This is a genomic window from Candidatus Pelagibacter sp. Uisw_134_02 (genome assembly GCF_047720265.1).
Taxonomy (GTDB): domain Bacteria; phylum Pseudomonadota; class Alphaproteobacteria; order Pelagibacterales; family Pelagibacteraceae; genus Pelagibacter.
Genome location: NZ_CP159813.1, coordinates 48,228 through 61,203, shown reverse-complemented (window position 1 = coordinate 61,203; position 12,976 = coordinate 48,228). Strand labels below are relative to the sequence as shown.

At 25.9% G+C, this 12,976-nt stretch carries 13 protein-coding genes and 1 tRNA gene; 8 read left to right on the top strand and 6 right to left on the bottom strand.

What is annotated here, in order from left to right; translation table 11 throughout:
- Positions 1 to 13: 13 nt before the first annotated feature.
- Both ABXT56_RS00275 and aroB read left to right on the top strand, forming a co-directional pair.
- Entirely contained in the window at positions 14 to 526 is a 513-nt protein-coding gene (locus ABXT56_RS00275; RefSeq protein WP_415300186.1) for a shikimate kinase, read from the top strand.
- Positions 513 to 1,619 carry a 3-dehydroquinate synthase gene (gene aroB, locus ABXT56_RS00270; protein WP_415300184.1) on the top strand — a complete coding sequence of 369 codons (1,107 nt, stop codon included), beginning with the start codon at positions 513 to 515 and terminating at the stop codon, positions 1,617 to 1,619. The genes ABXT56_RS00275 and aroB overlap by 14 nt, the downstream gene beginning before the upstream one ends.
- Here the strand turns inward: aroB and ABXT56_RS00265 are convergent.
- The gene (locus ABXT56_RS00265; protein WP_415300182.1) at positions 1,608 to 1,868 is read right to left on the bottom strand and encodes a BolA/IbaG family iron-sulfur metabolism protein; all 261 of its coding nucleotides are present in this window, start codon (positions 1,866 to 1,868) and stop codon (positions 1,608 to 1,610) included. The two genes, aroB and ABXT56_RS00265, sit on opposite strands and share 12 nt — an antisense overlap.
- Positions 1,869 to 1,893: 25 nt before the next feature.
- Here ABXT56_RS00265 and ABXT56_RS00260 point away from each other — a divergent pair, with 25 nt between their 5' ends.
- The 3 genes from ABXT56_RS00260 to ABXT56_RS00250 are packed head-to-tail and all read left to right on the top strand — an operon-like array spanning position 1,894 to position 5,194.
- On the top strand, positions 1,894 to 2,421 hold the full coding sequence (locus tag ABXT56_RS00260; protein WP_415300180.1) for a J domain-containing protein: 528 nt from the start codon (positions 1,894 to 1,896) through the stop codon (positions 2,419 to 2,421).
- Positions 2,411 to 3,385 carry a cobaltochelatase subunit CobS gene (cobS, locus tag ABXT56_RS00255; protein ID WP_415300178.1) on the top strand — a complete coding sequence of 325 codons (975 nt, stop codon included), beginning with the start codon at positions 2,411 to 2,413 and terminating at the stop codon, positions 3,383 to 3,385. Before ABXT56_RS00260 ends, cobS begins: the two co-directional genes overlap by 11 nt.
- Positions 3,386 to 5,194 (top strand): cobaltochelatase CobT-related protein, encoded by a 1,809-nt coding sequence (locus tag ABXT56_RS00250; protein WP_415300176.1) that lies wholly within the window; start codon positions 3,386 to 3,388, stop codon positions 5,192 to 5,194.
- On the opposite strand, the gene ABXT56_RS00245 is transcribed toward ABXT56_RS00250, so the two are convergent.
- The 3 genes from ABXT56_RS00245 to ABXT56_RS00235 form a co-directional block, all read right to left on the bottom strand.
- Positions 5,191 to 6,471 carry an ActS/PrrB/RegB family redox-sensitive histidine kinase gene (locus ABXT56_RS00245; protein ID WP_415300174.1) on the bottom strand — a complete coding sequence of 427 codons (1,281 nt, stop codon included), beginning with the start codon at positions 6,469 to 6,471 and terminating at the stop codon, positions 5,191 to 5,193. The genes ABXT56_RS00250 and ABXT56_RS00245 overlap by 4 nt on opposite strands.
- Positions 6,472 to 6,473: 2 nt before the next feature.
- A complete protein-coding gene (locus ABXT56_RS00240; protein ID WP_415300172.1) occupies positions 6,474 to 8,531 on the bottom strand; it encodes a DNA gyrase subunit B in 2,058 nt (685 codons plus the stop codon).
- A gap of 269 nt (positions 8,532 to 8,800) precedes the next feature.
- A tRNA-Ser gene (locus ABXT56_RS00235) sits at positions 8,801 to 8,890 on the bottom strand.
- 84 nt (positions 8,891 to 8,974) lie between these two features.
- Here ABXT56_RS00235 and ABXT56_RS00230 point away from each other — a divergent pair.
- The 3 genes from ABXT56_RS00230 to ABXT56_RS00220 are packed head-to-tail and all read left to right on the top strand — an operon-like array spanning position 8,975 to position 11,750.
- Positions 8,975 to 9,778 (top strand): DUF4422 domain-containing protein, encoded by an 804-nt coding sequence (locus ABXT56_RS00230; RefSeq protein ID WP_415300170.1) that lies wholly within the window; start codon positions 8,975 to 8,977, stop codon positions 9,776 to 9,778.
- The gene (locus tag ABXT56_RS00225; RefSeq protein WP_415300169.1) at positions 9,775 to 10,602 is read left to right on the top strand and encodes a glycosyl transferase family 17; all 828 of its coding nucleotides are present in this window, start codon (positions 9,775 to 9,777) and stop codon (positions 10,600 to 10,602) included. The genes ABXT56_RS00230 and ABXT56_RS00225 overlap by 4 nt, the downstream gene beginning before the upstream one ends.
- Complete coding sequence (locus tag ABXT56_RS00220; RefSeq protein ID WP_415300167.1) at positions 10,599 to 11,750, top strand: aminotransferase class I/II-fold pyridoxal phosphate-dependent enzyme; 1,152 nt, start codon at positions 10,599 to 10,601, stop codon at positions 11,748 to 11,750. Before ABXT56_RS00225 ends, ABXT56_RS00220 begins: the two co-directional genes overlap by 4 nt.
- Before the next feature lie 3 nt (positions 11,751 to 11,753).
- Here the strand turns inward: ABXT56_RS00220 and ABXT56_RS00215 are convergent, their stop codons facing one another.
- Positions 11,754 to 12,281: a GNAT family N-acetyltransferase gene (locus tag ABXT56_RS00215; protein WP_415300166.1), complete on the bottom strand. Its 528-nt coding sequence runs from the start codon at positions 12,279 to 12,281 to the stop codon at positions 11,754 to 11,756.
- A 1-nt stretch (position 12,282) separates the two neighbouring features.
- A complete protein-coding gene (locus ABXT56_RS00210) occupies positions 12,283 to 12,975 on the bottom strand; it encodes a class I SAM-dependent methyltransferase (protein WP_415300164.1) in 693 nt (230 codons plus the stop codon).
- Position 12,976: the final 1 nt, after the last annotated feature.

Here is a 12,976-nt window from a genome sequence, read left to right as displayed (position 1 = left end):
ATAAAGAAAGTTTATGAATTCAAACAAAAACATCGTTTTTTTAGGAATGATGGGTTCAGGAAAATCCTCAATAGGTAATTTAGTTTCAAAAAAACTTAATATCCCATTTATTGATATTGATTATCTAATTGAAAAACATGCTGGAATGTCTATAGCTGAAATATTCAGAAATAATGGTGAGGATTATTTTAGAAATTTAGAGGAAAAAATTACACTGAAATCTTTGAAAAATTCAAAAAATGTTATTTCTCTAGGTGGTGGTGGTTTTATTAATGACAAAATTAGAAAAGATATTTTATCTAGTCATTTTTCATTTTGGCTTGATTGGGATGAATCAATTTTACTTAGGAGAATCAAAGATAGTAAAAAAAGGCCCCTAGCTTTTAAATCTACAGAGCAAGAAATAAAAGCAATTATCAAAAAAAGAACAAAAATATACTCTGAAGCACAATTTAAGATAAACTGTAATAAGCTTACAGAAATTGAAATTGCAGAAAAAATTATAAAAATTTATGAACTTAGTTAAATTAAAAGTAAATGCTGGAAATCAAAAATATTCTATCTTAGTTGGAAAAAATATTTTAAATAAATTAAAAAAATTTTTAATTGAGTCTTCTATAAATTCAAATCAATACCTCGTTGTAGCAGACAAAAATGTTCCAAAAAGATTAATAAACAAAGTCATTAACTCTTTACCAAAAAATTCTTCAATAATTCACTATTTTGAATCAAACGAAAAAAATAAAAATCAAAAAAGTGTTGATAAAATTACATCTTTATTATTAAAGAAAAATTTTAATAGAAATGACTGCTTAATATCAGTAGGTGGAGGAATAACTGGGGACGTTTCTGGCTTTGCAGCCAGCATATATAAAAGAGGGTTAAAATTTGTTAATATACCAACTACTTTGTTGTCCCAAGTAGATTCTTCAATTGGTGGTAAAACTGCTATAAACACTAAGTATGGTAAAAACTTAATAGGTTCATTTTATCAACCAAGTCTAGTTGTTTCAGATATTAATTTTTTAGATTCTTTGCCTGTAAGAGAAGTTATATGTGGTTATGGTGAGATTTTAAAACATGCACTTATTAGTAATAAACAATTTTTTACTTTTTTAAAAAAAAATGGATTAAAAATTTTAAATTTAAAAAGTCCTTTTATTGAAAAAGCAATTTATAAAAGCTGTTTAATTAAAAAGAAAGTTGTTGAGTCAGACGAAAAAGAATTAGGCCTAAGAAAAATATTAAACTTTGGTCATACATTTGCTCATGCATATGAAGCAACATTGAAATATTCAAAAAAATTAAACCACGGTGAAGCTGTTATACTGGGTATTAAAACTGCTGCAAAATTTAGTTTATTAAATAAAGTTTTGAATATTAAAGAGTTTCAATTAATTGAAAATCATTTAAATAATTTAGATCTTCCAAGAAATATAAGTAAAATTTTTTCTATAAAAGATTTAAATAAAATTTTATTTTTTATGAAAAAAGATAAAAAAAATAATACTAATAAAATTAATTTAATCTTATTAAAAAAAATAGGCTCTCCAATACATAAGTTACAATTTAATGAAAAAAAAATTAATCTCTTTCTAAGAAAAGAATTAACTAAGTAGTATTTGAATTGAATGAATGTGCTCCTTTAGCTCAATATCTAAAATACTATAGATTCTTTTAGTTGAAACTATCTTGCTTGTTCGAGAAAGTTCATCTGATTTAATTATCAATTTTAAATGAAATTTTCCTTTTTGATAACCTTTATGTTTTTCATGTAAAAAACTTTTATCCTCAATTTTAAGATTTTGGATAACAATTTCTGTTTGAAGCTTATTTTTAACAATTGCAATTAATTGATTTATATTCATAAGTATTATTTTATTACTATATAACATGAAAAATATATGCGACTGGAATAATTGCCTTGAAATTGGTGAATATAAAGCACCAATTGAAAAAGATAATAGCAAAAGCTACCGGCTGCTTTGTTTAACTCACGTTAAAGAATTTAATAAAAATTGGAATTATTTTAAAGGAATGGATGATGAACAAGTATTTGATTTTTTAAAGTCAGATATGACTTGGCACAAACCCACTCAAAGTTTTAGCTCTTCTGATAATTTTTTTAAAGTTCTTTGGAACAATACATTAAAGGATGAGTTTGATAAGACTAAGCTCAGAGGTGAATATAATCATATGAATCAGTTCAAATTTGATGCTAATGATATAAAAGCTTTTAGTATTCTAGGTGTTTCTGTAGGATTAAAATGGGAACAAATACAAGATAAATTCAAAACTCTTGTCAAAAAATTTCACCCTGATATTAATTTAGGAAATAAAGAATATGAAGAAAAACTTAAATTAATTACTTTAGCTTACACTCAGTTAAAGAATACTTATAAGGATAAAATTGACACCTAATTTAAATATACAACCAGACATCAAAATATCTTTAAAACAAAGTTTTGGTATTGACTCGGACATGGAAGTTGATGCATTCTCAAAAAAAAGTGAGTATGTACCTGAAATAGATAAAAATTATAAATTCGATAGAGACACCACACTTGCAATCATATCTGGATTTGCATTTAATAAGAGAGTTTTGGTTCAGGGATATCACGGAACTGGCAAATCAACACACATCGAGCAGATTGCTGCACGATTAAATTGGCCTTGTATTAGAGTAAACCTAGATAGTCATGTGAGTAGAATTGATCTGATTGGAAAAGATGCAATCGTTCTAAAAGATGGAAAACAAATCACAGAATTCAAAGAAGGTATTTTGCCATGGTCTATTCAAAATCCTGTTGCACTTGTTTTTGATGAGTATGATGCTGGTAGACCAGATGTAATGTTTGTTATTCAAAGGGTTTTAGAAGCTGAAGGAAACTTCACTCTATTAGATAAAAATAAAGTTATAAAACAAAACAAATTTTTTAGATTATTTGCAACTTCTAATACAGTTGGGTTAGGAGACACAACAGGATTATATCATGGTACACAGCAAATAAATCAAGGACAAATGGATAGGTGGAATATTGTTACATCTTTAAATTATTTAAAACTTGATAGAGAAATGGAAATTGTTTTGGCAAAAAATAAGAGTTTAAATAATCCTAAAGGTAAAGAAAAAATATCCAATATGATTAAAGTAGCTTCTTTAACTAGAAGAGGTTTTATAGCAGGAGACATTTCAACAGTTATGAGTCCCCGAACTGTATTACATTGGGCTGAAAATTCTGAAATCTTTAAAGACACTGGGTATGCGTTTAGAGTTACATTCTTAAATAAATGTGATGATATAGAAAAAAATACTATAGCTGAGTATTATCAAAGATGTTTTGGTGATGAATTACCAGAGTCGATGGTAAATATTCAGATTTAAATGAGCAATAAAGAAGATAATTTTAAAGAACAGTTTAAACAAGCTTTAATCTCTACTGCAAAAGTAATTTCTGAGGATTATAATCTTGATGTAAAAAAAAATGATAAAGACTTAAAATCAAAAAAAATAGATTTTTTTGATATAACAAATTTATCAAATAAGAATGATTTTATTAGACTAAGAGCAGAAACAGATTCGGGTGCTCTTAAAAAGAAATTTTCGAATAAAGAAATATATAATAAAAACCTGCCTAATAACCCCTCTTGTAAGTCTCTATACAATATAGCTGAAAAAATAAGATATGAAGTTTTGGGTGGAAAAATGCTTAAGGGTGTTGGAAAAAATTTAAATGAAAATTATATAAAAAAAATAGCTTCAGTTCATAAGAATCAATTTAAAAGTAAGGAAGATGTGCCAGTAGCAGATGCATTTGAACTTTATATGTTAAAAAAATTTTTCAACTTAGAGCTTAACATTATCTCTTCAAAAATACTAAGTTTTTGGGAAAAAGATTTTAGTTCCTCTATTGATAAACATTTAGATTTTTTGAGTAAAAATTTAGAGGATCAAGAAAATTATGGTTTAAAATTTTCAAAAATTCTTGAAAGTATGGATATTTTTAATTCAAAAAGTGATGAAAACAATAAAGATGATGATAAAAAAGATAATGAACAAGAAAATAAATCAGATAACAATGATGATAATCAATCAGAAGGTAAAGAAGATGAGAACAAGCAGAATGAAACCCAGACAAGCTTAGATGCTGGATTTGATCTTAGTGACCAACAAATGAATGAACAGCTAGAAGATTCCGACATTCTTAAGGATAGTACAGAAAGCGTAATGCAAAAAGATAACTTTAATAATATAGATCAAGAATACAAAATTTTTACAACAGAATTTGATGAAATTGCAAAAGCTGAAATATTAGAAGATGCAAAAGAAACACAGAAATTAAGAAAAAATTTAGATCAACAACTTGTTGGTTTCCAAGATCTAATAACAAAACTTGCAAATAAATTACAAAGACAACTGCTTGCAAAACAAAACAGAGCTTGGGAATTTGACTTAGAGGAAGGATTACTGGATAGCTCTAAACTCACTAGAATTATTATGGACCCTTATAATTCATTATCCTTTATGAAGGAAAAAGATCTTGATTTTAAGGATACGATAGTGACTTTATTAATTGACAATTCAGGATCAATGCGCGGACGTCCTATAACAATTGCTGCACTTTGTGCTGATATATTATCTAGAACATTAGAAAGATGTTCAGTGAAAGTTGAAGTATTAGGCTTTACTACTAAAAACTGGAAAGGAGGAAAAAGCAGAGAAGCTTGGAATAAAACTGATAAACCAAAAAATCCTGGAAGACTTAATGACTTAAGACACATAATCTATAAAGGAGCAGATACTCATTGGAGACAAGCCAAAAATAACATAGGTTTAATGCTTAAAGAAGGTTTGTTAAAAGAAAATATTGATGGAGAAGCTATATCTTGGGCATACAACCGAATAAAAAAAAGAAAAGAAGAAAGAAAAATTTTAATGGTAATTTCAGATGGTGCACCAGTAGATGATTCTACTTTGTCGGTCAATTCAGGTGATTTTTTAGAAAAACATTTAAAAAAAATTGTTAAATCCATAGAAACTAAAAGTGATGTAGAAATTTTAGCAATTGGTATTGGTCACGATGTTTCCAGATACTATGATAAGGCCATTAAAATAACAGATGTACATGAGCTTGGAGATGTAATGATTTCTCAACTAAGTGGACTATTTGAAAATAAAAAAAAATTACACTAAATCTTTAAAAGATCTTTATTTTTCCATTGTATAATAACTTCTGCACCACTTCTTGTCAGTGAATTTCTGCATAATATATTTGCGTAATTTTTTTCCAGCAAAGTTTTACCTATAAAAATACCAAGACCTAAACCTGATTTAGATTTTATAGATGGTTTATATGATTTAATATATGGTTCACCAATTTTTCTTAGTACACTATTAGTATATCCTTCACCATCATCTTCAATTATAACTTCCGTCTTATCGTTATCACTTTTGGTATTTATAAAAACTTTACTATTCGAAAATTTATTTGCATTACCAATAAAATTTCTTAATCCATAAACGATTTCAATAGATTTAGTAATACTTAATGAATTTGAATATTGATCAAAGTTTAAAATAAATTCTTTTTTACTGGTTTCTTTAAAAGATTTCACAATTTCAATAATATAACCAGCAATAGTTAAGTCTTTATCAATAAAATTATCTTCAACAATCGGATTTAATGTTAATTTTTTCAATATTTCACTACATCTTTCAATTTGGCTCACTAATAAATCAAGATCTTTTTTAACTTCGGTATCTTCTTTAAATTGTTTCAATAAATCAGATGATATAATTTTTATTGTGGAAAATGGAGTGCCTAAAGAATGAGCAGCAGCAGCAGCTTGACCACCAAGAGATAAAAGCTCATGTTCTTTCGACATAATTTCTTCCATTTTATTCAAGGCTTCTTTCCTAATTCTAGATTCTTTCCCAAAAATTAAGGCAAAATAATTTAAAAAAATTAGTGCAATTATTAATGAAATAGGAATTGAATAATAATAATACCTATCAACATGAAAATGAACATTCACTGGGTAAGGTAGTGGCTGATAAAAAAAAGTAAGAAAGATAATTATAGAAATAGTAGTGCTAACTAATAGCAAATTAGTTTTAAAACCCAAGTTTGAAGATGAAAAAATAGTTGGAATTATCAAAAAGATTGAAAACGGGTTTGCAATTCCCCCAGTTAAATAAATTAAAAAACTTAGTTGTAAAACATCAGTTAATAAAAAAAGAAAAGCTACTTTATCTAACAATTGAGTATTTTTATTAATATAAAGTAAATAAAGATTACTTAGTATTGCAATTAAAATTATTAAATTTCCTAAAATTAAATTAAATTTAAAATTAAAAATAAAATAAATCAGATTTATTGTGATCAATTGCCCTATAATAGCTATAAACCTTAAGTTAATGTATGTAGATTTTTTTAATGAAAAGTATTTTGAAGTTTCAAAAAACTTCATTATTAGATGTCTAAATTTTGAACATTAATTGCATTTGAAACAATAAAATCTTTTCTTAAAGCAACATCATTACCCATTAAAGTATGAATAAGAAGTTGGTCTTTTTTTAAGTCTTTTGAGTACTGAACTTGTAGTAGATTTCTAGTTTCAGGGTCAAGTGTAGTGCTCCACAATTCTTCGGGGTTCATTTCTCCCAGTCCTTTGAACCTTTGAATACTCATTCTAGATTTTTCTTCATCATAAGCTCTAGTAAATTCTTTAGATCCCTTTTTAATTTTTTGTAATTCTTTATTATTTGTTAAAATATAATTTTCTAACTCATTTTCATCTTTAATATAAATTCCTTTTGTACCTTTATTAATCTTAAATAACGGTGGTTGAGCTAGATAAACATGTCCATTTTCAATTAATCTATTAAATGGTTTATTGTTAAAAAATGTTAATAGCAGCGCTCTAATGTGTGATCCATCAACATCTGCATCGGTCATGATAATAATCTTTCCATATCTTAAATCTTTTAAATCTATCTCTTCAGCTTTTGGATCAAGTCCAAGGGCATTAATTAAAGTAACAACTTCATTAGATGACATCATTTTAGCTAAGGATTTTGTTCTATGCTCACTACTATCTCTATTACTATTTTTTTTAAGAACCACCTCTTCAACATAAGTATTAAGAATTTTTCCTCTTAATGGTAAGACTGCCTGATTTGATCTGTTCCTACCTTGTTTTGCTGAGCCACCCGCAGAGTCTCCCTCGACTATGAATAATTCAGTTCCTTCTTGTTTTCCTATTTGACAATCAGCTAATTTTCCAGGTAAACCACTTAATTCTAAAGCACCCTTTCTTCTTACATTTTCTCTAGCTTTTCTAGCCACATCTCTTGCAAGCGCTGCCTGCATTATTTTTGCTAAGATAATTTTAGACGTAGTTGGATTTTGATCAAACCAAATTGATAATTTTTCACTGACAATACTTTCTACAATCATTCGCACCTCGGATGAAACTAACTTATCTTTTGTTTGAGAAGAGAATTTTGGATCTGGTATCTTGGCTGATATTACGCAGGTTAAACCCTCTTTAATGTCATCGCCTGATATTGTTATTTTATTTTTCTTTAATAGGTTATGTTCAGTTGCATATTTATTAATTACTCTAGTTAATGCACTTCTAAATCCAAGTAAATGGGTACCACCATCTTTTTGATAAATATTATTTGTATAAGGATAAATATCCTCACCATAACTTGCATTCCACTTTAACGAACATTCTATTTCTATATTATTTTTTTTACCCTCAATATAAATGGGCTTTTTAAATAAATCATTTCCTGTTTTATTTATAAGTTTTTCTCTTTTTTCATCTAAGAAATCAACAAACTCTAAAACACCACCATCAAATTTAAATGCAATTATTTTTTCTTTTTTTTGATTCAGGTCATTAATTGTTATTTTTATTCCTTTATTCAAAAATGCTAGTTCACGCATTCTTTTAATAATTATACTTGGAGTAAATTTTATTGCAGAAAATATTTCTTTTGATGGTAAAAATGTTATTTGCGTTCCAGTTTCTTTTGATTTTCCTATGACTTTAAGTGGTGCTTTTGAAGCTCCATCTTTAAACTCCATGAAATATCTTTTTCCATTTCTATCAATTTCTAATTTTAATTTTTCTGACAATGCATTTACAACTGAAACACCAACACCATGTAAACCACCTGACACTTTGTATGAATCATGATCAAATTTTCCACCAGCATGAAGTTGAGTCATAATAACTTCTGCAGCAGACATTTTTTCACCTTTGTGCATATCTACTGGTATTCCTCTACCATCATCTCTTACTGTAATGGTTCCATCAGAATTAATTTTAATATCAATATTTTTACAATGTCCTGCTAAAGCTTCATCTATAGAATTGTCTACAACCTCATAAACCATGTGGTGTAAACCAGTTCCATCGTCAGTATCGCCAATATACATTCCAGGTCTTTTTCTAACTGCCTCCAAACCTTTTAGTACCTTTATGGAGTCTGCCTGATAAGTAGAGTTATTTTTCATATTATAATTTTTGGAAATTAAGTATTTATATCATTTTTTTTTAAAAAAAGATGAAAATAATTTAAGAACTCAGAATAAAGCATTAAATAAGCATTGTTTTTAAAAGAGTATTTAATGTTTTAAAAAATAATATATAATTTCTCTATTAATTATCTTTGCTTCAAATTAAAATAGTTTTTCTATCAGCCTACACAAAAATTCTAGATTTATTGGACCAGCTGCAGATTTTAGGTTTCAAGATATTGAATTAAATTTTTTTGATTGAGTTTTGGCGGAGAGAGTGGGATTCGAACCCACGGTACCTTTGACAATACACACACTTTCCAAGCGTGCGCCTTAAACCTCTCAGCCATCTCTCCTTAAAAACTATATTAGTTTAATTTTCCTGAAATTTCATTTAATATATTTACCTCTTCCTATTGCTAATATAGATATACTAAAATATGAAAACTTTTTGCATTTCTATTTATAATGAAAATTATTCTTTTTTTGAAAATAACAATTTAACACCTGTTGGTTTGGGCAACAGTTATTTTGGAAATGAATGGGTAAATGATAAGTTTGAAAATGACATATCATCAAAAAATAAAAATTTTGGAGAATATTCGTTTCATTATAGGTTGTGGAAAGATCTTTTATTAAATAATAAAGATTATGAATGGATTGGTTTTTGCACCTACAGAAGATTCTGGGTAAATAAAAATTCCTTACCACCAAAAAATTTAGAGGAATTAAGTAATTCAATTTTGAAAAATATACCTTCAGAATGGAACGGCTATGAATGCATTTTGGCTGAGCCAATAATTTTAGGTAAACAAAAATTTATGAAACTTTTAAAGCATAATTTTAAATATATTTTTAAAAAACCTACTCTTTTAATTAATAGATGCACTATAAAAGATCATTTTTATCTTAGTCATGGGTCTTTTTTTCTCGAAGAAGCTATTAAATTATTAGATAAAAATGAACAGGATAAATTCCAAAAATATTTAAATGGTCATGAATTTAATCCACATAATTTGTTTATTTGCAAAAACACTTCGCTTTTAAACTCTTACTATACTAAAATTTTTAATTGGTTATTTAGATGTGAAGAGATATTTAAAAGTTTTAATTTAGATACTTATGGAAAAAAAAGAATTTATGGTTTTTTAGCTGAAAGATATTTACCTTTTTGGTTTAAAGAAAATTCAAAAACTCTAAACTGGCCATATATATATTTTGATACAAATAAATTTAAAAAATGAGTAATAAAATCTTTGACTGCACTACATTCTACAATGCAAATATGTTGTTTGATTTACGGTATCACAGTCTAAAAAACTATGTAGATTATTTTGTAGTTTGTGAAGCTAACAAAACTCATACCGGTCAATATAAAGGATATAATTTTGATAAAGATTTTATGTCGAAATATGGTGAAAAAATTATTTATATTCAGGTTGATGATCTTCCAGAAATTAAAATTAAAGGTAAAAAAGATTACCAATTACTTAAAATTCAGATGGAAAATTTGTTCAGGGGCATTACTAAAGCTCAAGATAATGATTTAATAATTTTATCTGATGAAGATGAAATTCCAAACCCATCGGCAATTTCAAATTTCAAAAAAAATGATTACAAGTTTGGTCTTTTTCTTCAAAATATGTACTATTACAAACTTAATATTCTTGGATTAGATGAAGGAAATGGAAATTGGGCTGGATCTAGAATTTGTAAAAAAAAGCACTTAAAATCTTTTTTTAATTTTAGAATTTTAAAAGAAAAAAATATTAACTATCCATTTTGGAGAATTGATAAGGAAAAAAGTGTTCAACTAATTCAAAATGGTGGGTGGCATTTTACTTATTTAATGACTCCAGGTGAAATATCAAAAAAAATTGAAAATATGTCTCACACTGAGTTTAATAAAGGAAAATTTAAAAATATTGATAAGATTAGAGAAAATATAAATAACCTGATAGATCCTTTTGATAGAAATCTAAGATTAAAAAAAGTAAAAATTGATGACACATACCCAGAATATTTATTAAAAAATGTTGAAAAATATAAAGATTGGATTTTAAATTGATACCTATAACTAAGCCAGCTTTAGATAAAAATGATTTAAAACATATTAAAAATGTTTTATCATCAAAAATACTTACAGATGGTTTTTATCTAAAAAAAACTGAAAATATTATAAAAAATTATATAAAATCGAAATTTATAGCTGTGACACATAGTTGTACAGCTGCTCTAGAAGTTTCAACTATTTTGATTAATTTAAAACATGGTGATGAAGTAATATTGCCTTCCTATGGATTTGTTTCAATTGCAAACGCTATTGTTTTAAGAGGTGCAAAGCCTGTTTTTGTTGAAATTAATATTAATGACTTAAATATTTCTTATGAAGATATAAAAAAAAAAACTACAAAAAAAACTAAGGCTATATATCTAATTCATTATGCTGGAAATGCATGTGAAATAGAAAAAATATCACGATATGCAAAATCAAAAAAAATATTTTTGATTGAAGACACAGCTCATGCTTTCCTTGGAAAATATAAAAATAAATTTTTAGGAACTTTTGGTGATATTGGTGTCTTTAGTTTTCATGAAACAAAAAACATTGTTGGTGGTCAAGCTGGATGTATTTCTATTAATAATTCAAAATTAATTAAAAGAGCAAATTTTATTTTAGATAAGGGGACGAATAGAAAAGATTTTATAAAAGATTATAAAAAAAAAATTATATCCTATAAAAATAACAAAAAATTTTATAGTTGGGTTGATCTAGGTTCTGAATATAGGGCACCTGAATTAAGTTGTGCACTACTATATTCTCAATTACTTAAAGTTAAAAAAATACAAAATTTAAGAAAAAGAAATTGGAATATTTTTAAAAGATTAATAGATAAATTAAATACTCGAAAATGTTACTTAGTTAAATCAAGTCAAAAATCAACAAGTGCCTTTCATATTTTGGCATTAATATTTAGATCAACTAAACTTGCAAATGATTTTAAAAAAATTCTTCAAAGCCAAGAAGTAGCTGCCACGTTTCACTATGTTCCCCTTCATAAATCTAAAATGGGTAAAAAATTTTGTAACTACAGAATTCCACTAACTGAAGATATTTATAATAAAGTTGTTAGACTGCCTTTATATTCTGATATGTCAAAAGGAGAAATAAATAAAATTTCTTCATTAATTAAAAGTTTTCTTATCCAGAAATAAAAACTACTGACTAAATATATAATATTTAATATTACTCTTTTTTATTTTTTCAGTTTCATTGAGACACATTATTGAAAAACGTTTAGGATATTTGTGATCTATTATTTGACAATTTTTTTTATTTTTTTTTTTCCATTTGTTTTCTTTGTAAAATGGTTCAAGTTTTTTTTCACATATTAACATTGAATGTAATTTTGATTTCTTGATAACTTTTTCAGCTAAACTAGAAAGTGTATGTCCAATATTTAGTTTTCGATATTTTTTAGAGACTATAAGAGTGTCCATATATAAATAATTTTTTATTTTTTCTTTTATCAAAAAATTTCTATTTCTTAACAAAACATAACCAACTAATTTTTCTTTTAAATAGGCAAGGTTGTGAATATCATTACTTTTAATATGTTTATTAAACCAGCTTATGTGAGATTTCGTCCCATATTTCCAATGAGTATTTTTTAACCTACATATATTAGTAATTTCTTTTTTTTTTAATCTTTTGGTAAATACGGTCTTTAATAATAAGTCTTTCATGTTATTTAATTTTTCTTATGATTGCTATATTTTTTAAATATAGAACTTTTATTTTTTTTTTATAGATTTCGCAAAATTTTTCAAATCCTACGTATGATTGTATGGTTATGTTTTTATTTGCATTAACCACATCGTCAAAAATTAAGATTCCTTCTTCATTCAGTATTTTATAACTTTCAATAGCATCGCTTAGAATATCTTCTCCATTATGAGATCCATCTATATAGATTATGTCAAAAAATATTTTTTTTTTTAGTAGTTCTCTTAAAACTATAACTGAATCATTTTTAATCTTTGTATACTTATAACCATTTAAATTTTTATTAAATCTATCCTCTATTTCATTAAAGTTAACATTTAAAGACTCTGAATTAATATTCCCTTCATCCCACAAATCTATAGTAGTTACTTTTGAATTCTTGTAATTATATAATATATTTAAAGCAGACAAGCCTTCGTAAGAGCCAATTTCTAAGTATGAAAAATTTTTATCATAATCTTTTGGTAAGTAGTAATGAAATAATTCAAAATTATTTAAAAACCATTTTTGAGAAAAAAATTTTGATTCTATAAATTTTTCAAATCTTCTTTTAATAATTTGATATTTTACCTTAATTTTTTTTTTTAAAATTTTTGATTTAGTAATTATGATTATATTTTTAAATTTAAATAAGAATAGTTTTATTTCTAACATT